Origin of the sequence: Thiocapsa sp. (genome assembly GCF_018399035.1) — a bacterium.
Classification (GTDB): domain Bacteria; phylum Pseudomonadota; class Gammaproteobacteria; order Chromatiales; family Chromatiaceae; genus Thiocapsa.
The window spans coordinates 2,138,210-2,155,874 of record NZ_CP073760.1 but is presented as its reverse complement, the minus strand read 5'-3'; the positions used below and the strand labels follow the sequence as shown (position 1 = coordinate 2,155,874).

Here is a 17,665-nt window from a genome sequence, read left to right as displayed (position 1 = left end):
GAACCCATGGCGATCGGATTGATTGGGCGTAAGGCCGGCATGACCCGGCTGTTCAGCGAGGACGGAGACAGTATCCCTGTTACCGTCATCGAGGTGCAGCCGAACCGGGTCAGCCAGGTCAAGTCTGCCGAGACTGACGGCTACAGCGCGATTCAGGTCGCCTTCGGGAATCGGAGGGCCTCGCGCGTCACCAAGCCGATGGCCGGCCACTATGCCAAGGCGGGTGTCGAGGCGGGTGAATGCCTGCGCGAATTTCGTCTGGAGAGCGGCGAAGGGGCCGAGCTCGCTGTCGGCTCCGAGATCTCGGTCGACATCTTCGCACCCGGCCAGAAGGTCGACGTGCGGGGCGTGACCAAGGGCCGCGGTTTCGCAGGTGCGATCAAGCGGCACCATTTCGCCGGCCAGGATGCGACCCACGGCAACTCGCTGTCACATCGTGCCCCGGGCTCGATCGGCCAGAACCAGTCGCCGGGTCGCGTCTTCAAAGGTAAGAAGATGGCGGGCCATCTCGGTGCGGCCAATCGCTGCACGCAGAACCTCGAGGTCGTGCGTGTCGATGCCGACCGTCAGCTTCTGTTGGTGCGCGGCGGCGTTCCCGGTCCGACCGGCGGCCGGTTGGTCGTGTTGCCGTCCGTGAAGCACAAGAATAAGGGTTAAGCACTCATGGAGCTCACGATACGAAACGATGCCGGCGGGTCCAGTCTGCAGGTTGCGGACACCGTCTTCGGGGTCGACTACAAGCCGGGTCTGATTCACCAGGTCGTCAACGCCTACATGGCCGGCGCGCGCGCCGGAACCCGGGCGCAAAAGACGCGTGCCGAGGTCTCGGGCGGCGGTGCGAAGCCGTGGCGGCAGAAAGGCACCGGTCGGGCCCGTGCGGGCAGCTCGCGCAGTCCGATCTGGCGCTCGGGCGGCGTGACCTTCGCTGCGAAGCCACAGGATTACAGCCAAAAGGTCAACCGCAAGATGTATCGCGGCGCCGTGCGCTCGATTCTGTCCGAGCTGGTTCGCCAAGGGCGTTTGGTCGTCGTCGACGATCTGCATGTCGAGGCCCCCAAGACCAAGGAGCTGCTGGCACTTCTGAAGCGCCACGAGCTGACCGACGTGCTCATGCTGACTGACGGTCTCGACGACAACCTTTACCTGGCATCGCGCAACATCCCGAAGGTCGACGTGATGGCGGTTCAAGACGTCGACCCGGTCAGCATGGTTGCGTTCGACACCGTGCTCGCCACCGAGGCGGCAGTGAAGTACCTGGAGGAGCGACTGGCATGAACAACGAGCGTCTCATGAACGTCCTGTTGGCGCCGCTCGTCTCCGAGAAGACGACTCGGGCCGGCGATCTCGCCGGTCAATACGGTTTCCGTGTTGCGACCGATGCAAACAAGCGCGAAATCGCGCGCGCCGTCGAGCTGATGTTCAACGTCAAGGTCGACGGGGTACAGGTGCTGAACGTCAAGGGGAAAAACAAGCGGCACGGCCAACGCCTCGGCAAGCGCAACGACTGGCGCAAGGCTTATGTGCGTCTCGAAGCCGGGCACGACATCGACTTCGGCGGCGGCGCCTGAACGGGCCGGCCCACAGCAGCGGATAGACCAAGATGGCAATCGTAAAGACCAAACCGACTTCGGCCGGGCGGCGTTTCGTCGTCAAGGTGCAGTCGCCCGAGCTGCATAAAGGCGCGCCCTACGGGCCGCTCGTCGAGAAGAAGGCGAAGCATGGCGGGCGCAACAATCTCGGGCGCATCACCGTGCGTCACCAGGGTGGCGGACACAAGCAGCACTACCGTCTTGTTGACTTCAAACGCAACAAGGAAGGGGTTCCGGCGGTTGTCGAGCGGCTCGAATACGACCCGAACCGCACGGCCCATTTAGCCCTTCTGAAATATGCCGACGGCGAGCGGGCCTACATCATTGCACCCAAAGGTCTTGCTGTCGGTGGCCGTGTCGAGGCCGGCGAGGCCGCGCCTATCAGCGCGGGCAACTGCATGCCGTTGCGCAATGTTCCCGTGGGAACGCAGGTGCATTGCATCGAGATGCGCCCCGGTAAGGGCGCGCAGATCGCGCGGGCCGCGGGCAGCTCGGCGCAGCTTGTTGCACGCGACGGCAAGAGCGCGACTCTGCGATTGCGTTCCGGTGAGATGCGCAAGATCCACGTCGACTGTCGTGCCGTGATCGGCGAGGTCGGCAACAGCGAAAACTCTCTGCGCAAGCTCGGCAAGGCCGGTGCGTCGCGCTGGCGGGGTGTACGGCCGACCGTCCGCGGTGTGGTCATGAACCCGGTTGATCATCCGCATGGCGGCGGCGAAGGCCGGACTTCCGGCGGACGTCACCCGGTGACACCTTGGGGCGTGCCGACCAAGGGTCACAAGACACGCAAGAACAAGCGGACCGACGCGATGATCGTCCGACGTCGCGGACGCAAGTAAACAAGGCGAGGTTGAGCAAGTGCCACGTTCGATACGAAAAGGACCCTTTGTCGACCACCATCTGATCAAGAAGGTCGAAGAGGCGGTCGCGCAAAACAGCAAGCGCCCCATCAAGACTTGGTCACGCCGATCCATGGTGTTGCCCGAGATGGTTGGGTTGACCATTGCGGTCCACAACGGGCGTCTGCACGTGCCGGTGCTCGTCAACGAAAACATGATCGGCCACAAGCTCGGCGAGTTTGCATTGACCCGGACCTACCGGGGACATGCCGCCGACCGCAAGGCGAAGAAGCGCTAGCCGGAGATGGGGATGCGAGCCGAAGCAACACTGAAATATGCACGGGTCTCGGCCCAAAAGGCCCGGCTGATCGCGGACATGATCCGCGGGCGCGACGTCGAAGAGGCCCTGAACACCTTGACCTTCAGCACGCAAAAGAGCGCGTTGATCATCAAGAAGGTCCTGGAGTCGGCGGTCGCGAATGCCGAGCACAACGAAGGCGCCGACATCGACGAGCTGAAGGTCGCGTCGATCCAGGTCGACGAGGGCCCGACCATGAAGCGGATCCGCCCGCGTGCCAAGGGTCGTGCGAATCGGATCATGAAACGCACCAGCCACATCCGGCTGACCGTGGCGGAAGGCTAAGGGGACCAGTATGGGACAGAAAGTTCATCCAACCGGCATCCGCCTTGGCATCGTCAAGGACTGGACCTCGAAGTGGTACGCAACGTCGAAGGACTATGCGAATTTCCTCAATACCGACATCGAGGTGCGGTCCTTCCTGCGCAAGGAATTGGCCAAGGCATCGGTGAGTCGAATTCAGATCGATCGTCCGGCGAAGAATGCCCACATCACCATCCACACGGCACGTCCGGGTGTGGTGATCGGCAAGAAGGGCGAGGATATCGATAAGCTGCGTGCCAAGGTCTCCAAGATGATGGGGATCCCGGTTCACATCAGCATCGAGGAGATCCGTAAGCCCGAGCTGGATGCGCAGCTCGTCGCCGAAGGCATTGCGCAGCAGCTCGAGCGCCGCATCATGTTCCGACGCGCGATGAAGCGCGCGATTCAGAACACCATGCGGCTCGGCGCCGAAGGCGTTCGGGTCAACGTCGCCGGTCGGTTGAACGGTGCCGAGATTGCACGGACCGAGTGGGCGCGCGAGGGCCGAGTCCCGCTGCATACGCTGCGTGCCGACATCGATTACGGCTTCGCCGAGGCGCGGACCACCTACGGTGTGATCGGCGTGAAGGTCTGGATCTTCAAAGGCGAGGTATTCGGTGATCAGCTCCCCGAGGAACCGGCGCCGAAGGCGTCCGCAAGAAGGGGTTAAGTCATGCTGCAACCAAAACGCACAAAATTTCGCAAGCAACACAAAGGCCGCAACCGTGGTCTTGCGCAGAGCGGCAACAAGGTCAGCTTCGGCGATTTCGGGTTGAAGGCGGTCGGCCGCGGTCGACTGACGGCGCGCCAGATCGAGGCCGCGCGACGTGCCATCACGAGAAAGGTCAAGCGTGGCGGAAAGCTCTGGATTCGCGTATTTCCGGACAAGCCGATTTCCAAGAAGCCTCTCGAAGTCCGTATGGGTAAGGGCAAAGGCAACGTCGAGTACTGGGTCGCCCTGGTGCAGCCCGGCCTCGTGCTTTACGAGATCGAGGGCGTGACCGAAGAGCTGGCCCGCGAGGCGTTCGAGCTGGCTGCGGCCAAACTCCCCGTGCAGACCACCTTTGAGAGACGGATGATCCTGTGATGAAGGCGAACGAGCTAAGAACGCGCAGCCGCGAGGACCTCCAGAAGGAGCTGATGAATCTGTTGCGCGAGCAATTCAACCTGCGGATGCAGAGGGGCACCGGACAACTGTCCAAGCCCTCGCAAATGAAGGCCGTGCGTCGGGAGATCGCTCGCGTGAAGACGATTATGGGCGAGCAGAAGGCGGGTGCGACATCATGAGCGAAGAGACGACCAGCAATCCGAGCAGCAACCGGACACTCGACGGACGGGTGACCAGCAGCGCGATGGACAAGACCGTCACGGTGCTCATCGAGCGCAAGGTCAAGCATCCCTTGTACGGCAAGTTCATGCGTCGCTCGACCAAGATCCATGCACACGACGAAGAGAACGCCTGCTCCGAGGGCGATCTGGTTCGGGTCGAGCAGTGTCGTCCGCTGTCCAAGACCAAGACGTGGCGCTTGATCGAGATCCTCGAAAAGGCCCGTTGAGACCGGTCGTGGACGCCCCGCTTCCGACAGGGTCGCGGTGGACGCCGAGAGAACAGGTCATCCGGGCAGCACAATAAGTTTAGGTAAACAACAATGATTCAGATGCAGACCGATCTCAGCGTCGCCGACAACAGCGGCGCACGGCGGGTGCAGTGCATCAAGGTGCTCGGCGGATCGCATCGGCGCTACGCAGGCATCGGCGATGTCATCAAGGTCACCGTCAAGGATGCCATTCCGCGCGGCAAGGTCAAGAAGGGCGATGTCTACAACGCGGTCGTGGTGCGCACGCGTAAAGGCGTGCGCCGTCCGGACGGCTCGACCATCCGTTTCGACGGCAACGCAGCCGTCCTCTTGAACAACCAGCTTCAGCCGATCGGGACCCGCATCTTCGGGCCGGTGACGCGTGAGCTCCGCGGCGAGCGGTTTATGAAGATCATCTCGCTCGCGCCTGAAGTTTTATAGGGGGGCCGGGAGAGATGCAGAAGATCAAGAAGGGTGACGACGTCATGGTCATCACCGGCAAAGACAAAGGCAAGCGTGGCACGGTGTTGAAGGTGCTCGACAAGGATCATGTGGTCGTCGAGAACATCAACATTGCCCGGAAGCATCAGAAGGCGAATCCGCAGGCCGGCGAGCCGGGTGGGATCGTCGACAAGGTGATGCCGATCCAGGTGTCCAACGTCGCGCTCTACAACCCGCAGAAAGGCGGCCCGGATCGAGTCGGTTTCAAGATTCTCGAAGACGGCCGAAAGGTGCGCGTATTCAAGTCGGACGGCGAAGTCGTCGACGTCTGACCGAAGGAAACGAGATGACCAGACTACAGAAAGATTACCAGGATCGCATCGTCGGTCAGTTGCGCGAGCGGTTCGGCTTCAAGAGCGTGATGCAGGTTCCGCGCATCGAGAAGATCACCCTGAATATGGGTGTCGGCGAGGCGATCGCGGACAAGAAGGTCATGGACAACGCCGTCGCCGATCTGCGTCTCATCGCCGGCCAGCAGCCGATCGTGACCTTCGCACGCAAATCCGTCGCGGGCTTCAAGATCCGCGAGGGTTGGCCGATCGGCTGCAAGGTGACGCTGCGTCGCGAGCGGATGTATGAGTTCGTAGACCGTCTGGTCAGCGTCGCCATCCCGCGTATTCGCGACTTTCGCGGCCTGAGCGCGAAGGCCTTCGACGGACGCGGCAACTATTCGATGGGCGTGCGCGAGCAGATCATCTTCCCCGAGATCGATTACGACAAGATCGATACGCTGCGGGGTCTGGATATCACCATCACGACGACGGCGCGGACGGACGAAGAAGGGCGTGCGCTGCTCGAGGCGTTCCACTTCCCATTCCGCACCTGAGGTCGAGACGATGGCGAAAAAGAGCATGATCGCGCGCGATCGCAAGCGCACCCTGATTGCAGCCCGCTTTGCCGGGAAGCGTGCGGCCTTGAAGGCCGTGATCAACGACCGCGGCGCAAGCGGCGAGCAGGTCGAAGAGGCGTTGGCCAAGCTGCAGCAGCTTCCGCGCGATGCGGGTCCGACACGCCAGCAACGGCGCTGCCGGGTCAGCGGGCGTCCGCATGCGGTCTACCGCAAGTTCGGACTCTCGCGCAACAAGATCCGCGAGGCGGTAATGCGCGGCGATGCGCCCGGCGTCGTCAAGGCAAGTTGGTAGGATAAGAATTTCGACCCCTACCGATGCGGTCAACCAGGCCGGGTCGGTTCATTGAAACCTGACGGGTATCGCACCGAAGAGGTGGTCTGACCCCCGGAGAAGCTCATGAGTATGTCGGATCCGATTGCGGATATGCTGACGCGTATCCGCAACGGCCAGCAGCGCGGCAAGATCACGATCGCGATGCCTTCGTCCAAGCAAAAGGTCGCGATCGCGAACCTGCTGAAGGCCGAGGGTTACATCGCCGACGCGACCGTCGAGGCGAATGGCAGCAAACCCGAGTTGGTGGTCAAGCTCAAATATTTCCGGGGAAAACCCGTGATCGAGCAGCTCACCCGTGTCTCGCGTCCCGGCCTGCGGATCTACCGCGGCAAGGACGACCTGCCCAAGGTATGGGCGGGACTCGGGATCGCGATCGTCTCCACGTCCCAAGGCTTGATGACCGACCGTGCCGCCCGCCAAGCGGGGCACGGTGGCGAGATCATCGCCTACGTCGCTTAAGAGGATCCGATCATGTCACGAGTCGCAAAGGCGCCGATTGTCCTGCCGAAAGGTGTGACGGTCGAAATTTCGGGCCAGGACGTCAAGGTCACGGGCTCGAAGGGAACCCTGGAGTGGTCTGTCCACCCCACGGTGAATATTTCGCAAGTCGACGGCGCGCTCCGCTTCGCTCCGGCCGAAGGGCACGAGAACGCCTGGGCCATGGCTGGGACCACACGCGCTCTGCTGAACAACATGGTGGTGGGCAGCAGTACGGGTTTCGTGCGCAAGCTCTCGTTGGTGGGCGTCGGCTACCGCGCGCAGGCGAAGGGCGATGTGCTCAGCCTGAGCCTGGGTTTCTCCCATCCGATCGATTATCCGGTTCCCGCGGGCATCACGATCGAGACCCCGAGTCAGACGGAAATCGTCGTCACGGGTGCCGACAAACAGCGGGTCGGTCAGGTTGCCTCGGAGATCCGAGGATTCCGGCCGCCGGAGCCCTACAAGGGTAAAGGCGTGCGTTACGCGGACGAAGACGTCCTGCGTAAGGAAGCCAAGAAGAAATAGGGGTCTCAGATACAATGGACAAGAAACAAGCTCGCCTGCGTCGCGCGACGCGGGCACGGGCGAAGATCCGCGAATTGGGTGTGTTTCGCCTGTGCGTTCATCGCACCCCGCGCCACATTTACGCCCAAGTCATCGCGCCCGAAGGCAACCGTGTCGTGGCCAGCGCCTCGACGGTGGAGCCGACGCTTCGCGAAGCCATTCCGGGTCACAAGGGTAACATCGGCGCGGCGGCGACCATCGGCAAGGCGATTGCCGAACGTGCTCTTTCCGCCGGCGTCGAGTCCGTAGCCTTCGACCGCTCCGGGTTTCGCTATCACGGCCGTCTCAAGGCGCTGGCGGATGCCGCGCGTGAGAACGGGCTGAAATTCTAGGGGTAAGAGCATGGCGAACTTCAATCCGAAGAACGAGGGAGACGATCTCCTCGAGAAACTGGTCGCGGTCAACCGTGTCGCCAAGGTCGTCAAGGGCGGGCGCCAATTCGGGTTCGCCGCCTTGACGGTGGTGGGCGACGGCAAGGGACGCGTCGGCTTCGGTCGCGGCAAGGCCCGCGAGGTGCCGGTGGCGATCCAGAAGGCGATGGAAAACGCACGCAAGAACATGATCGAGGTCAAGCTCAACGGCAGCACCCTGCAGTACCCGCTCAACGGGCGGCACGGTGCGGCCAAGGTCTTCATGCAGCCGGCATCCGAAGGTACCGGGATCATCGCCGGCGGCGCCATGCGCGCGGTCTTCGAGGTCCTGGGTGTCCAGAACGTGTTGGCCAAGTGCATCGGGACGAACAACCCGATCAATGTGGTTCGCGCGACGGTTCAGGGGCTACGGACCATGAACGATCCCGAGACCATTGCCGCGAAGCGCGGCAAGACGGTCGCCGAGATCCTGGGGTAGACGATGGCCGACAAAAAGATGATGAAGGTCAAGCTTGTGCGCAGCGTCCACGGACGCCTCGCCAACCACAAGGCATGCGTGCGGGGTCTCGGGCTGCGTCGCATGCACCATGTGGTCGAGGTCGAGGACACGCCCTGCACGCGCGGCATGGTGAACACCGTGTCTTACATGGTTTCGATCGTGGAGGAGTCTCGCGATGCGGCTCAATGATCTCAAGCCCGATGCGGGCAGTCGTCCCGCTGCCAAGCGGGTCGGTCGCGGCATCGGCAGCGGCCTGGGCAAGACCTGCGGTCGCGGCCACAAGGGGCAGAAGTCCCGCAAAGGCGGTTACCATAAGGTCGGCTTCGAAGGCGGTCAGATGCCGTTGCAGCGTCGTTTGCCGAAGGTCGGCTTTCGGTCCCGCACGGCGGCGACACGTGCCGAGGTTCGCCTGAGCGAGCTTGCGCGTGTGGAAGGCGACACGATCGACCTGCTCGCACTGGTTCAGGCCCGTGTTGTGAGCCAGTCGATCAAGAGCGCGAAGATCATTGCTTCGGGTGAGGTCGGACGGGCCTTCACGGTTCGCGGTGTCGGTGTCACCAAGGGTGCCCGTGCCGCGATCGAAGCAGCCGGCGGCACGATCGAAGACTAGCTTAAAGGCGCGAATCGGATGGCTAAGAATGTCGGATCGATGGGGCAGACGCTCGGCGGTATGGGGCGTCTGACCGAGCTGCGGGCGCGACTGCTGTTCGTGGTCGGTGCCCTCCTGGTCTATCGCATCGGGACCTTCATTCCGGTTCCGGGCGTGAATCCCGAGGCGCTGGCCATCCTGTTCGACCAAAACCAAGGCTCCATCCTGGACATGTTCAACATGTTCTCGGGCGGCGCCTTGGAGCGCGCGAGTCTGTTTGCACTCGGGATCATGCCTTACATCTCGGCGTCGATCATCATGCAGTTGATGACGGCCGTGGTTCCGAAGCTCGAGCAGCTTAAAAAGGAAGGTGAATCGGGGCGTCGCAAGATTACCCAATACACCCGCTACGGCACCGTGGTCTTGGCGACCTTCCAGGCCGTCGGGATTTCGATGGCGCTGCAGGGACAGACCGCCGGGGGCTCGGCGCTGGTCAGTCACGCGGGCATGGGCTTTGTCTTTACGGCGACGGTGTCGCTGGTCACCGGAACCATGTTCCTCATGTGGCTCGGCGAACAGATCACCGAACGGGGCATCGGCAACGGCATCTCGTTGATCATCTTCGCGGGCATCGTCGCCGGACTGCCGTCGGCGTTGGGCGGGACATTGGAGTTGGCGCGCACCGGCGAGATGAATTCGCTGGCCGTGTTGGCCCTGTTCGCCATGGCGCTTGCGGTGACGGCCTTCGTGGTGTTCGTCGAGCGGGGTCAGCGTCGGATTACCGTGAACTATGCCCGGCGCCAGCAGGGGCGGAAGATGATGCAGGCGCAGAGTACGCATCTGCCGCTGAAGCTGAACATGGCCGGCGTGATTCCGCCGATCTTCGCCTCGAGCATCATCCTGTTCCCAGGCACCTTGGGCCAATGGTTCGGGAGCAGCGAGGATATGCGTTGGTTGGCCGACCTCACCTCGAAGCTGTCGCCCGGCGAGCCCGTGTATGTCATCTTGTATGCGGCCGCGATCATCTTCTTTTGCTTTTTCTACACCGCCTTGGTCTTCAACGCCAAGGATACGGCCGACAATCTGAAGCGCTCCGGAGCCTTCATTCCGGGGATCAGGCCCGGCGAGCAGACGGCGCGCTACATCGACACCGTAATGACGCGGTTGACCGCGGCAGGTGCGATCTACATTACCGCCGTGTGCCTGCTGCCCGAGTTTCTCATCGTCGGTTACAACGTGCCTTTCTACTTCGGCGGCACCTCTTTGCTGATCGTCGTCGTCGTGGTGATGGATTTCATGGCCCAGGTTCAAGCTCACTTGATGTCACATCAATACGAAGGCTTGATGCGGAAGGCAAACCTAAAGTCGCCGGGCGCCGGCATGCTGCGCTGAGTGGCGCTCGAGTCTGAAGGAGAGAACAAATGAAAGTGCGAGCATCCGTTAAGAAGTTGTGCCGGAACTGCAAGATTATCCGTCGCAACGGCACCGTTCGGGTCATCTGCAAGGACCCACGCCACAAACAACGCCAGGGATAGGATCTCGGGCTTGATTGAAGGCTACGGATTGATATACTACGCGGTTTACCCGCATGGCAATTTGGATTTCAGGGGTTTCTAAGCTATGGCCCGTATCGCCGGCGTCAACATCCCGGACAAGAAGCACGCGGTCATCGCGTTGACTTCGATTTATGGCATCGGCCGCGTGCGTGCCGCTGTGATCTGCGACGCCGCCGGTGTACCGCGCGATGCCAAGGTTCAGAGCCTCACGGAAGAAGAGGTCGACAAGCTCCGCAACGAGGTCGGCAAGTTCTCCGTGGAAGGTGACCTGCGGCGCGAAGTGTCGATGAACATCAAGCGCTTGATGGACCTCGGCTGTAACCGCGGCATTCGCCACCGTCGCGGCTTGCCGTTGCGTGGTCAGCGGACCCGCACGAACGCACGTACCCGTAAGGGTCCGCGTCGTCCCATCAAACGATAAGGGCGCTTGGGCGCAGCGAAAGGGCTGGATAACCTCGAATGGCTAAACCGACTCGTACTGTCAAGAAGAAGATCAAGAAACAGGTGGCGGATGGGATTGCCCACGTCCACGCATCGTTCAACAACACCATCATCACCATCACGGACCGCCAGGGCAACGTGCTGTCGTGGGCGACCGCAGGCGGCTCCGGGTTCCGGGGATCGCGCAAGAGCACGCCTTTCGCTGCGCAGGTCGCGGCGGACAAGGCCGGCCAGGCGGTCAAGGATTACGGTCTGCGCAATCTCGACGTCAACGTGAAGGGGCCCGGTCCGGGTCGTGAATCCGCGGTGCGTGCACTCAACAACGCCGGATTCAAGATCACGAGCATCACCGATGTGACGCCGATCCCGCACAACGGCTGCCGCCCGCCCAAAAAGCGGCGCGTCTGATACAGGAACAGGTAGAGACATGGCACGTTATACAGGCCCAACCTGCAAACTCGCACGGCGCGAGGGGACCGATCTCGCCCTGAAGAGTCGCGCGCGCTCGCTTGACACCAAGTGCAACCTCGAGAAGCAGCCCGGTCAAACCACCGACCGTCGGCGCCGGCTTTCCGATTACGGCGTGCAGCTTCGCGAGAAGCAGAAGGTTCGCCGAATCTACGGACTGATGGAGCGTCAGTTCCGTAATTATTACAAGAAGGCGGCTCAAGCCAAGGGCGCGACCGGTGAAAACCTGTTGCAGCTCCTCGAGCGCCGACTCGACAACGTCGTATACCGGATGGGTTTCGGTGCGACGCGCTCCGAGGCGCGTCAATTGGTCAGCCACAAGGCCATTTTGGTCAACGGCCGGGTCGTCAACATCGCCTCCTACCAGGTCGGCGCCGATGACCATGTCGAGGTCCGAGAGGACGCGAAGAAGCAGGTGCGCGTCCAAAACGCGGTCGCGCTCGCCGAGCAGTACGGCTTCCCCGATTGGGTCGACGTCGATACCAAAGGCTTCAAGGGCGTCTTCAAGCGTATTCCGGATCGCTCGGACCTGCCGGCCGACATCAACGAATCGCTGATCGTCGAGTTGTACTCCAAGTAAGGAGCTTCGTGAGGGGCACTGAATGACTGACGCTATTGGCGAATTTCTCAAACCGCGCATCGTACGGGTCGAGGCGGTCGACGGCAGCTCGACGCATGCCCGGGTTTCGCTGGAGCCGCTCGAACGCGGCTTCGGGCATACCCTCGGCAACGCGTTGCGCCGTATTCTCTTATCCTCGATGGACGGTTGGGCGGTGACGGAGGTCGAGATCCAGGGCGTCTTGCACGAGTACACCACGATCCCCGGCGTTCAAGAGGATGTTCTCGAGATCCTGCTGAACCTGAAGCAGCTCGCCATCTCGCTCAAGGGCAAGGACGAGGCGACCTTTACGGTGAGCAAGACCGGCCCCGGTGTCGTGACTGCTGCGGACATCGCGATCGACCATACGGCCGAGATCGCCAACCCCCATCTGGTCATTGCGAACATGACCGAGGGCGAGTTGAGCATGTCGATGACGATTCGGCGCGGACGCGGTTACGAGCCGGCGACGCAGCGCGAGCTCGACGAGGGCGAGGATCGCCCGATCGGCAAGCTTCCGCTCGATGCGTCCTACAGTCCGGTTCGGCGGGTCGCCATCGAGGTGCAATCCGCGCGCGTCGAGCAGCGTACCGATTTGGATCGTCTGGTGATCGACTTGGAAACCAACGGAACCATCGATCCGCGCGAAGCGATCCAGCGGGCGGCGACGATTCTTCGGGATCAGTTGTCCAGCTTCGTGGCATTGGAAGGATCGGGTCCGTCCGACACCCAAGTCCTCGAGGCGCGCGACGAGTCGCCCTACGATCCGATTCTGCTGCGGCCGGTCGACGATCTCGAGCTCACCGTTCGCTCCGCGAACTGTCTGAAGGCCGAGAACATCTACCTGATCGGCGATTTGATCCAGCGCACCGAGGTCGAGCTGCTCAAGACGCCGAATCTCGGCAAGAAGTCGCTGACCGAGATCAAGGACGTGCTCGCCACTCGCGGACTCTCGCTCGGGATGCGTCTCGAAAACTGGCCGCCGGACAATATCGCCGAGCTCGGCATTCGTTAACGCTATACGATTCAAGAACTATTCGGGATTAGGACCATGCGTCATCGCAATGCCGGAAGGCACCTCAATCGCACCGGCTCGCACCGCGAGGCCATGTTTCGCAACATGGCGTCGTCGTTGTTTCGCCATGAGCTGATCAAGACCACGCTGCCGAAAGCGAAGGAGCTGCGTCGGGTCGCCGAGCCTCTGATTACCCTGGCGAAGAACGATTCCGTTCACACCCGTCGCCTTGCCTTCGCGCGTCTGCGCGACAAGGAAGCGGTCGGCAAGCTCTTCGTGGAGCTGGGGCCGCGCTATCAGGCGCGTCCGGGCGGCTATCTGCGTATCCTTAAGTGCGGCTATCGAGCCGGTGATGCCGCGCCGATGGCTTACGTCGAGCTGGTCGACCGTCCCGCGAACGCAGTGGCCGTTGAAGACGACGAGGATTGAGTTGCGTTTTGATGCGCTCGTCTCGAAAAGCCGGGCTCATGCCCGGCTTTTTTGTTGAGTGATGGCGTCGATCCGGCGTCTTGTGCTCGTCACCGATTTCGGTGACGGCATCTATGTCGGCCAGATGCGCGCTCGGCTCGGTGATCTCCTGCCCGCGGTCCCGGTCCTGGATCTCGTTCATGACCTCCCGCCATTCCGCGTCGATTTGGCCGCCTATCTCTTGCCCGCACTCGTGCGCGACATGCCGCCCGGTGCGATCTATGTCTGTGTTGTAGATCCGGGTGTCGGGGGCGCGCGTGACGGGCTTCTGGTCCAAACCCGCGGCTCCTGGTTCATCGGCCCCGACAATGGGCTGCTGGTTCCGCTCGCGCATCGCGCAGAAGGTGCCACCGTGGATCGGATCGGCTGGTGTCCGTCCGTGCTCTCGGCAAGCTTCCACGGACGCGACTGGTTCGCTCCCGCTGCGGCTCGCTTGGCGGTCGGCGAGGATCTTCAGCTATGCCCGATGGATCCGGCGGACATGGTCGGGTCGGACTGGCCGAGGGAACGCGCTGCGGTCGTTTACGTCGATCGTTTCGGGAATCTGATGACCGGGCTTCAGGCGAAGGGTCGCCCGAGGACCCACGCCCTGCGCGTCGGGGAACGACGACTCCGCCATGCCCGGACTTTCGGCGAGGTCGCATCCGGCGAGGCGTTTTGGTACGAGAACGCACTCGGTCTCGTCGAGCTCGCGGTCAATCTCGGTCGCGCGGATCGCGCGTTGGGCCTGTCTCCCGGCGATCCGATCGGTCCTTTCCTCCCCCCCGGGTGAAATGATCTTCCTTTGCGCCGATGCACGCCTCTGGACTGCTGCCTCTGCCCCGATTGCCCCGATATTTGTCGCTTTTCCCGTGGCCCCCATGACATATAAACCGCGTCCAGAGCGAGATGCTCACTTTCGAGTGAGCTCGAAGTTTGGTGAATCCACGACCCTTAGCGGGGGACGCGGTTTAAAATTTTATATTTTTTAATACTTTAAACCGCGCCGGCTCCAGCGGTTGTGAAATCCGCCGGGGCCGATCCCATCCAAAAACATCGCATACCGCACAGGGCGCGGTTTAGTTCGGATGGCCAGGTGAGCGTGGACGAGATCCAGCGTATCGTCGGAAAGATCGAGGCCGCCGGCATGGGCGCGGACGCACAGGAGTGGCTGATGACGGAGCTGCGCCAGCCGCTGAATCTCGATGCCTTCGCGGCCGAGATCCCGAGCCCCGAGGTAGCTGCCGAGGTCTATGCGGCGTCACTGCTTGCGGTGGAGGTCGACACCCCGCAAGAACAGGACTATCTGCGCCGGTTTGCCGAGAAGGCCGGACTCCATCCGCTCGTCGTGCAGCACATCCACCAGTCGATGGGCGTGACAATCTGAGGGCCGTCGGAACGGGTCTTGCCGGGGGTGCAGGGTGCAGGGTGCAGGGAAGGATACGAAAGGTCGGACGTTCGCCCCGGTCTTTCCCCGTGTCGGGATGTCGTGGTGCGCGCGCGTCGCGAAGGGAGTCGTGCGCGCGGTTGACGCTCAGTCGTTCGTGCCGCCGGTGTCTTCGGGTTTGGACTCGGCAGCAGACGTCCGTCGTTTCGCGAGCGGTGCATGACCGGCCTGGACACCGCCTGCAACGCCGACATCGGTCTTCGGCCGGCGTCGCTTCCCGATGTTCTTGCGGTCGCGCAGACGGTCTTTGGGCTTGGGTGCCGTGGTCTTTGCGGTCACCGCCTTCGCGCCGGTCTTTTTTGCCCCCTTCTTCGCGCCCGAGCGCTTGGTCGGCCCCTTGAAGGACGCCTTGAGCCCTTCGATGCTGCGGCGCTCGAGACCGAGATTCAGATACCGCTCGATGCTCTCGAGCCGATTCCATTCGGAGGCTCCGATCAGCGAGATGGCCACGCCCTGCTCGCCGGCCCGGCCGGTCCGCCCGGTGCGGTGCAGATAATCGTCCCCGCTGCGCGGCAGGTCGAAGTTGATCACCCGCTCCACGCCCGGGATGTCGAGCCCGCGCGCGGCGACATCGGTGGCGATCAGGACGTTGACACGCCCGCTGTGCAGGAGCCCGACGACGCGGTTGCGCTCGCGCTGCTCCAGCTCGCCATGAAGCACGGCGACGCGTTGCCCTTCGCCCATCAAGAAATTGCCGAGCGCCGTGGCGCCATCACGGGTATTGGTGAAGACCAGCGCCTTCTCGTAGGTCTCGTTGCGGAGCAGCCAAAGGATCTGCTGCTGCTTGTGCTCCGGGCCGTCGCTCAAGAGGACTTGATTCGTGATGTCGGGGTGCTGTTCGCGCACCGGATTGACGGTGAGTACGCGCGGCTCGCGCAGCAGACGCTCGGTGATGCGGCTCAGACCCCGATGGTGGAGGGTCGCGGAGAACAACATCGACTGGCGGGCCGGGTTGGTCCGAGCGATGATCGTCAGGACATCGTCGACGAAGCCCATGTCGAGCATGCGGTCGGCCTCGTCGAGGACCAGGATCTCCAGGTCGCTCAGGTCGGCCTCGCCCTTTTCCAGAAGCTCCAGCAGGCGACCGGGCGTCGCCACCAGGATCTCCGGGTTCTTGCGCAAGGTCGCGATCTGATGCGCCTTTGAATCGCCGCCCGTGATCACGCCGTTGTTCAGGCGGGTGTAGCTGCCGAGACGCGTGAAATGGACATGGATCTGGCGGGCCAGCTCGCGGGTCGGCACCAACACCAGGGCGCGCGTCCCGCTGTCGGAGCGCGGCGCGCCGACCAGACGCTCCATGATCGGCAGCAGAAAGGCGGCGGTCTTCCCCGAGCCCGTCGCGGCCGAGACCAAGAGATCCAGGCCCTCCATCGCGGCCGGGATCACCTGCGCCTGGACCTCGGTCGGGGTCTCGAAGCCCTCTTTTTCCAGTCCGCGCATGAGCGCGTCCGGAAGCAAAAATTCAGCAAAGTTCCTGTTCATGGGCGCCACGATACACCAAATAGGGGCCTTCGCGGCAGGCGGGCTGCGTTGCCGCGCACGCTTCACGACGGCCTTTGTCTGACTATACTCGACTCCAAAGCGTTACGGAGACCTCCATGCTTACGCTTGACCCGCCCTTCCGACTCGACCTTCTGGTGGACACCCTACCTTGGGCCTATTTCGCCTACGCGAATCAAGGCGTCTCGGTTGACTACTTTGCCGCCGAGCTGGAGATCTGGGCCGAGGTGATCACCGAGCTCCTGCCCGGCGAGGATGCCGCGGCGATCCTGCCGATCTACCGTTGGATGTTGCGGGTGCATCCGGAGACCGTCGAAGCCGCCGCGCACTACGCATCCGCATCGGCCCCGGTTCCACCCGATCACGCGGCGGTCTATGTCGAGACCCTGGAGCGCCTGATCGCGGGCGATCATCCGGCGGTTATCCAGCATTGTCGTGCCCTCCTGCGTGGCGGGATGTCCTTTTCGCACCTGATCCAGTCGATCTTTTACCCGGCGATGGTGGAGATCGGCGCGCGTTGGGAGCAGGGCCGCCTCTCCGTGGCGATGGAGCACCAAACGACCGCGATGGTGTGTACCGCATCTTGTCCGCCCTCTACTACGAGCAGCCCTTGAAACGAATCAAGCCTTGGCGCGCACCGACCCCCTGACGAGTCTCGCCAATCGGCGTTTCTTCATGGATCGCTTGGAGGAGGGGGTTGCGCGGGTGCGCATCGGGGGGGCGCCGCTGTCGACCCGACGAGGATGCGGATGCGCTTTTGGGGCGGGCCGACGATCTGCTGTATCGGGCGAAGCGCAGCGGGCGCAATCAGGTCGTCCTCGAACAGACCGCCGCAGTCTCCGATCGCCCCTGAAACAGGGCGCATCGGCGACAAAGTGGTCGTTATGGATGGGGAAGGGGTGCCCCGCGTGGTAAACTTCACCGGCTAACCATCAGTACAAACGCGGCCCGTTTCGGTGCTCCGCGCGGCACGCCTCAACGTCGGTTCACCACGCCCATGGCAGATTTCGCGAGAGAAGTTATACCCATCAATCTCGAGGACGAGATGCGTCAGTCTTACCTCGATTACGCCATGAGCGTGATCGTAGGACGCGCGCTTCCCGATGTTCGCGACGGACTCAAGCCGGTCCATCGGCGCGTCCTCTTCTCGATGAGCGAGCAGGGCAACGCCTGGAACCGTGCCTATCGTAAATCCGCCCGCGTGGTCGGCGACGTCATGGGTAAGTACCACCCTCACGGCGACTCGGCCATCTACGACACCATGGTCCGCATGGCGCAGCGCTTCTCGATGCGCTACTTGCTGGTGGACGGGCAGGGTAATTTTGGCTGTTTCACCGGC

At 62.7% G+C, this 17,665-nt stretch carries 31 protein-coding genes and 1 pseudogene; 31 read left to right on the top strand and 1 reads right to left on the bottom strand.

Annotated features, from left to right (window positions below; genetic code table 11):
* Nucleotides 1-6: 6 nt before the first annotated feature.
* From rplC to KFB96_RS09665, 29 genes are all read left to right on the top strand, one after another.
* Nucleotides 7-657, top strand: coding sequence for a 50S ribosomal protein L3 (rplC, locus tag KFB96_RS09805; protein WP_213461982.1), 651 nt, complete (start codon nucleotides 7-9; stop codon nucleotides 655-657).
* A gap of 6 nt (nucleotides 658-663) precedes the next feature.
* On the top strand, nucleotides 664-1,275 hold the full coding sequence (gene rplD / locus KFB96_RS09800) for a 50S ribosomal protein L4 (RefSeq protein ID WP_213461983.1): 612 nt from the start codon (nucleotides 664-666) through the stop codon (nucleotides 1,273-1,275).
* On the top strand, nucleotides 1,272-1,568 hold the full coding sequence (gene rplW, locus KFB96_RS09795; protein ID WP_213461984.1) for a 50S ribosomal protein L23: 297 nt from the start codon (nucleotides 1,272-1,274) through the stop codon (nucleotides 1,566-1,568). The genes rplD and rplW overlap by 4 nt, the downstream gene beginning before the upstream one ends.
* Nucleotides 1,569-1,600: 32 nt before the next feature.
* Nucleotides 1,601-2,428: a 50S ribosomal protein L2 gene (gene rplB, locus KFB96_RS09790; RefSeq protein WP_120795552.1), complete on the top strand. Its 828-nt coding sequence runs from the start codon at nucleotides 1,601-1,603 to the stop codon at nucleotides 2,426-2,428.
* A 19-nt stretch (nucleotides 2,429-2,447) separates the two neighbouring features.
* On the top strand, nucleotides 2,448-2,726 hold the full coding sequence (gene rpsS, locus KFB96_RS09785) for a 30S ribosomal protein S19 (RefSeq protein ID WP_007191154.1): 279 nt from the start codon (nucleotides 2,448-2,450) through the stop codon (nucleotides 2,724-2,726).
* 12 nt (nucleotides 2,727-2,738) lie between these two features.
* Nucleotides 2,739-3,071 (top strand): 50S ribosomal protein L22, encoded by a 333-nt coding sequence (gene rplV, locus KFB96_RS09780; RefSeq protein WP_093027486.1) that lies wholly within the window; start codon nucleotides 2,739-2,741, stop codon nucleotides 3,069-3,071.
* Between the two features lie 10 nt (nucleotides 3,072-3,081).
* Nucleotides 3,082-3,759 (top strand): 30S ribosomal protein S3, encoded by a 678-nt coding sequence (rpsC, locus tag KFB96_RS09775; RefSeq protein ID WP_213461985.1) that lies wholly within the window; start codon nucleotides 3,082-3,084, stop codon nucleotides 3,757-3,759.
* Between the two features lie 3 nt (nucleotides 3,760-3,762).
* Nucleotides 3,763-4,176 (top strand): 50S ribosomal protein L16, encoded by a 414-nt coding sequence (gene rplP / locus KFB96_RS09770; RefSeq protein ID WP_213461987.1) that lies wholly within the window; start codon nucleotides 3,763-3,765, stop codon nucleotides 4,174-4,176.
* Nucleotides 4,176-4,376 (top strand): 50S ribosomal protein L29, encoded by a 201-nt coding sequence (gene rpmC / locus KFB96_RS09765; protein ID WP_213461989.1) that lies wholly within the window; start codon nucleotides 4,176-4,178, stop codon nucleotides 4,374-4,376. The genes rplP and rpmC overlap by 1 nt, the downstream gene beginning before the upstream one ends.
* Entirely contained in the window at nucleotides 4,373-4,645 is a 273-nt protein-coding gene (rpsQ, locus tag KFB96_RS09760; protein WP_213461991.1) for a 30S ribosomal protein S17, read from the top strand. Before rpmC ends, rpsQ begins: the two co-directional genes overlap by 4 nt.
* Nucleotides 4,646-4,738: 93 nt before the next feature.
* Complete coding sequence (gene rplN, locus KFB96_RS09755) at nucleotides 4,739-5,107, top strand: 50S ribosomal protein L14 (RefSeq protein WP_213461993.1); 369 nt, start codon at nucleotides 4,739-4,741, stop codon at nucleotides 5,105-5,107.
* A gap of 14 nt (nucleotides 5,108-5,121) precedes the next feature.
* Entirely contained in the window at nucleotides 5,122-5,439 is a 318-nt protein-coding gene (gene rplX, locus KFB96_RS09750) for a 50S ribosomal protein L24 (protein WP_120795548.1), read from the top strand.
* Nucleotides 5,440-5,453: 14 nt separating this feature from the next.
* Nucleotides 5,454-5,993, top strand: a complete 540-nt coding sequence (rplE, locus tag KFB96_RS09745) for a 50S ribosomal protein L5 (RefSeq protein ID WP_213461995.1) — start codon at nucleotides 5,454-5,456, stop codon at nucleotides 5,991-5,993.
* Nucleotides 5,994-6,003: 10 nt separating this feature from the next.
* Entirely contained in the window at nucleotides 6,004-6,309 is a 306-nt protein-coding gene (rpsN, locus tag KFB96_RS09740) for a 30S ribosomal protein S14 (RefSeq protein WP_213461997.1), read from the top strand.
* Nucleotides 6,310-6,414: 105 nt separating this feature from the next.
* A complete protein-coding gene (gene rpsH / locus KFB96_RS09735) occupies nucleotides 6,415-6,810 on the top strand; it encodes a 30S ribosomal protein S8 (RefSeq protein ID WP_213461999.1) in 396 nt (131 codons plus the stop codon).
* A 12-nt stretch (nucleotides 6,811-6,822) separates the two neighbouring features.
* On the top strand, nucleotides 6,823-7,356 hold the full coding sequence (gene rplF / locus KFB96_RS09730) for a 50S ribosomal protein L6 (protein ID WP_213462000.1): 534 nt from the start codon (nucleotides 6,823-6,825) through the stop codon (nucleotides 7,354-7,356).
* Nucleotides 7,357-7,370: 14 nt separating this feature from the next.
* On the top strand, nucleotides 7,371-7,727 hold the full coding sequence (gene rplR, locus KFB96_RS09725) for a 50S ribosomal protein L18 (protein ID WP_213462001.1): 357 nt from the start codon (nucleotides 7,371-7,373) through the stop codon (nucleotides 7,725-7,727).
* A 10-nt stretch (nucleotides 7,728-7,737) separates the two neighbouring features.
* Nucleotides 7,738-8,244 carry a 30S ribosomal protein S5 gene (rpsE, locus tag KFB96_RS09720; RefSeq protein WP_093027509.1) on the top strand — a complete coding sequence of 169 codons (507 nt, stop codon included), beginning with the start codon at nucleotides 7,738-7,740 and terminating at the stop codon, nucleotides 8,242-8,244.
* A 3-nt stretch (nucleotides 8,245-8,247) separates the two neighbouring features.
* Entirely contained in the window at nucleotides 8,248-8,454 is a 207-nt protein-coding gene (rpmD, locus tag KFB96_RS09715) for a 50S ribosomal protein L30 (RefSeq protein ID WP_213462002.1), read from the top strand.
* A complete protein-coding gene (rplO, locus tag KFB96_RS09710) occupies nucleotides 8,441-8,875 on the top strand; it encodes a 50S ribosomal protein L15 (RefSeq protein WP_213462003.1) in 435 nt (144 codons plus the stop codon). Before rpmD ends, rplO begins: the two co-directional genes overlap by 14 nt.
* Nucleotides 8,876-8,893: 18 nt before the next feature.
* On the top strand, nucleotides 8,894-10,246 hold the full coding sequence (gene secY / locus KFB96_RS09705) for a preprotein translocase subunit SecY (protein WP_213462004.1): 1,353 nt from the start codon (nucleotides 8,894-8,896) through the stop codon (nucleotides 10,244-10,246).
* Nucleotides 10,247-10,275: 29 nt separating this feature from the next.
* A complete protein-coding gene (rpmJ, locus tag KFB96_RS09700) occupies nucleotides 10,276-10,389 on the top strand; it encodes a 50S ribosomal protein L36 (protein ID WP_083829165.1) in 114 nt (37 codons plus the stop codon).
* 85 nt (nucleotides 10,390-10,474) lie between these two features.
* Complete coding sequence (rpsM, locus tag KFB96_RS09695) at nucleotides 10,475-10,831, top strand: 30S ribosomal protein S13 (RefSeq protein ID WP_093027517.1); 357 nt, start codon at nucleotides 10,475-10,477, stop codon at nucleotides 10,829-10,831.
* Between the two features lie 38 nt (nucleotides 10,832-10,869).
* Nucleotides 10,870-11,259: a 30S ribosomal protein S11 gene (gene rpsK, locus KFB96_RS09690; RefSeq protein WP_120795541.1), complete on the top strand. Its 390-nt coding sequence runs from the start codon at nucleotides 10,870-10,872 to the stop codon at nucleotides 11,257-11,259.
* Between the two features lie 19 nt (nucleotides 11,260-11,278).
* Nucleotides 11,279-11,899, top strand: coding sequence for a 30S ribosomal protein S4 (gene rpsD, locus KFB96_RS09685; RefSeq protein WP_120795540.1), 621 nt, complete (start codon nucleotides 11,279-11,281; stop codon nucleotides 11,897-11,899).
* Between the two features lie 22 nt (nucleotides 11,900-11,921).
* Nucleotides 11,922-12,932 carry a DNA-directed RNA polymerase subunit alpha gene (gene rpoA, locus KFB96_RS09680; protein ID WP_120795539.1) on the top strand — a complete coding sequence of 337 codons (1,011 nt, stop codon included), beginning with the start codon at nucleotides 11,922-11,924 and terminating at the stop codon, nucleotides 12,930-12,932.
* A gap of 36 nt (nucleotides 12,933-12,968) precedes the next feature.
* On the top strand, nucleotides 12,969-13,361 hold the full coding sequence (gene rplQ, locus KFB96_RS09675; RefSeq protein WP_213462005.1) for a 50S ribosomal protein L17: 393 nt from the start codon (nucleotides 12,969-12,971) through the stop codon (nucleotides 13,359-13,361).
* A gap of 61 nt (nucleotides 13,362-13,422) precedes the next feature.
* Nucleotides 13,423-14,172 carry an SAM-dependent chlorinase/fluorinase gene (locus tag KFB96_RS09670; protein WP_213462869.1) on the top strand — a complete coding sequence of 250 codons (750 nt, stop codon included), beginning with the start codon at nucleotides 13,423-13,425 and terminating at the stop codon, nucleotides 14,170-14,172.
* Between the two features lie 303 nt (nucleotides 14,173-14,475).
* A complete protein-coding gene (locus KFB96_RS09665) occupies nucleotides 14,476-14,766 on the top strand; it encodes a DUF533 domain-containing protein (protein ID WP_300971494.1) in 291 nt (96 codons plus the stop codon).
* Nucleotides 14,767-14,913: 147 nt separating this feature from the next.
* Here the strand turns inward: KFB96_RS09665 and KFB96_RS09660 are convergent, their stop codons facing one another.
* Complete coding sequence (locus tag KFB96_RS09660) at nucleotides 14,914-16,308, bottom strand: DEAD/DEAH box helicase (RefSeq protein WP_213462007.1); 1,395 nt, start codon at nucleotides 16,306-16,308, stop codon at nucleotides 14,914-14,916.
* A 116-nt stretch (nucleotides 16,309-16,424) separates the two neighbouring features.
* On the opposite strand from KFB96_RS09660, the gene KFB96_RS09655 reads away from it, so the two are divergent.
* Together KFB96_RS09655 and KFB96_RS27525 are read left to right on the top strand one after the other, a co-directional pair.
* Nucleotides 16,425-16,940, top strand: coding sequence for a B12-binding domain-containing protein (locus KFB96_RS09655; protein WP_213462009.1), 516 nt, complete (start codon nucleotides 16,425-16,427; stop codon nucleotides 16,938-16,940).
* Between the two features lie 383 nt (nucleotides 16,941-17,323).
* Nucleotides 17,324-17,659, top strand: a pseudogene (locus KFB96_RS27525) (DNA gyrase subunit A); the annotation flags it as partial.
* Nucleotides 17,660-17,665: the final 6 nt, after the last annotated feature.

What these genes read in the sequence shown, in the direction of transcription:
- KFB96_RS09660 (WP_213462007.1), bottom strand. Translation starts at nt 16,308, where the DNA reads ATGAACAGGAACTTTGCTGAATTTTTGCTTCCGGACGCGCTCATGCGC.
- rplF (WP_213462000.1), top strand. Translation starts at nt 6,823, where the DNA reads ATGTCACGAGTCGCAAAGGCGCCGATTGTCCTGCCGAAAGGTGTGACG.
- rplV (WP_093027486.1), top strand. Translation starts at nt 2,739, where the DNA reads ATGCGAGCCGAAGCAACACTGAAATATGCACGGGTCTCGGCCCAAAAG.
- KFB96_RS09655 (WP_213462009.1), top strand. Translation starts at nt 16,425, where the DNA reads ATGCTTACGCTTGACCCGCCCTTCCGACTCGACCTTCTGGTGGACACC.
- rpsD (WP_120795540.1), top strand. Translation starts at nt 11,279, where the DNA reads ATGGCACGTTATACAGGCCCAACCTGCAAACTCGCACGGCGCGAGGGG.
- rpsQ (WP_213461991.1), top strand. Translation starts at nt 4,373, where the DNA reads ATGAGCGAAGAGACGACCAGCAATCCGAGCAGCAACCGGACACTCGAC.
- rpsH (WP_213461999.1), top strand. Translation starts at nt 6,415, where the DNA reads ATGAGTATGTCGGATCCGATTGCGGATATGCTGACGCGTATCCGCAAC.
- rpmC (WP_213461989.1), top strand. Translation starts at nt 4,176, where the DNA reads ATGAAGGCGAACGAGCTAAGAACGCGCAGCCGCGAGGACCTCCAGAAG.
- rplB (WP_120795552.1), top strand. Translation starts at nt 1,601, where the DNA reads ATGGCAATCGTAAAGACCAAACCGACTTCGGCCGGGCGGCGTTTCGTC.
- rplD (WP_213461983.1), top strand. Translation starts at nt 664, where the DNA reads ATGGAGCTCACGATACGAAACGATGCCGGCGGGTCCAGTCTGCAGGTT.
- rplR (WP_213462001.1), top strand. Translation starts at nt 7,371, where the DNA reads ATGGACAAGAAACAAGCTCGCCTGCGTCGCGCGACGCGGGCACGGGCG.
- rplN (WP_213461993.1), top strand. Translation starts at nt 4,739, where the DNA reads ATGATTCAGATGCAGACCGATCTCAGCGTCGCCGACAACAGCGGCGCA.
- secY (WP_213462004.1), top strand. Translation starts at nt 8,894, where the DNA reads ATGGCTAAGAATGTCGGATCGATGGGGCAGACGCTCGGCGGTATGGGG.
- rplP (WP_213461987.1), top strand. Translation starts at nt 3,763, where the DNA reads ATGCTGCAACCAAAACGCACAAAATTTCGCAAGCAACACAAAGGCCGC.
- rpsM (WP_093027517.1), top strand. Translation starts at nt 10,475, where the DNA reads ATGGCCCGTATCGCCGGCGTCAACATCCCGGACAAGAAGCACGCGGTC.
- rplW (WP_213461984.1), top strand. Translation starts at nt 1,272, where the DNA reads ATGAACAACGAGCGTCTCATGAACGTCCTGTTGGCGCCGCTCGTCTCC.
- KFB96_RS09670 (WP_213462869.1), top strand. Translation starts at nt 13,423, where the DNA reads ATGGCGTCGATCCGGCGTCTTGTGCTCGTCACCGATTTCGGTGACGGC.
- rpoA (WP_120795539.1), top strand. Translation starts at nt 11,922, where the DNA reads ATGACTGACGCTATTGGCGAATTTCTCAAACCGCGCATCGTACGGGTC.
- rplQ (WP_213462005.1), top strand. Translation starts at nt 12,969, where the DNA reads ATGCGTCATCGCAATGCCGGAAGGCACCTCAATCGCACCGGCTCGCAC.
- rpmJ (WP_083829165.1), top strand. Translation starts at nt 10,276, where the DNA reads ATGAAAGTGCGAGCATCCGTTAAGAAGTTGTGCCGGAACTGCAAGATT.
- rpsE (WP_093027509.1), top strand. Translation starts at nt 7,738, where the DNA reads ATGGCGAACTTCAATCCGAAGAACGAGGGAGACGATCTCCTCGAGAAA.
- rpsC (WP_213461985.1), top strand. Translation starts at nt 3,082, where the DNA reads ATGGGACAGAAAGTTCATCCAACCGGCATCCGCCTTGGCATCGTCAAG.
- rpmD (WP_213462002.1), top strand. Translation starts at nt 8,248, where the DNA reads ATGGCCGACAAAAAGATGATGAAGGTCAAGCTTGTGCGCAGCGTCCAC.
- rpsK (WP_120795541.1), top strand. Translation starts at nt 10,870, where the DNA reads ATGGCTAAACCGACTCGTACTGTCAAGAAGAAGATCAAGAAACAGGTG.
- rplE (WP_213461995.1), top strand. Translation starts at nt 5,454, where the DNA reads ATGACCAGACTACAGAAAGATTACCAGGATCGCATCGTCGGTCAGTTG.
- rpsN (WP_213461997.1), top strand. Translation starts at nt 6,004, where the DNA reads ATGGCGAAAAAGAGCATGATCGCGCGCGATCGCAAGCGCACCCTGATT.
- rplC (WP_213461982.1), top strand. Translation starts at nt 7, where the DNA reads ATGGCGATCGGATTGATTGGGCGTAAGGCCGGCATGACCCGGCTGTTC.
- rplO (WP_213462003.1), top strand. Translation starts at nt 8,441, where the DNA reads ATGCGGCTCAATGATCTCAAGCCCGATGCGGGCAGTCGTCCCGCTGCC.
- rplX (WP_120795548.1), top strand. Translation starts at nt 5,122, where the DNA reads ATGCAGAAGATCAAGAAGGGTGACGACGTCATGGTCATCACCGGCAAA.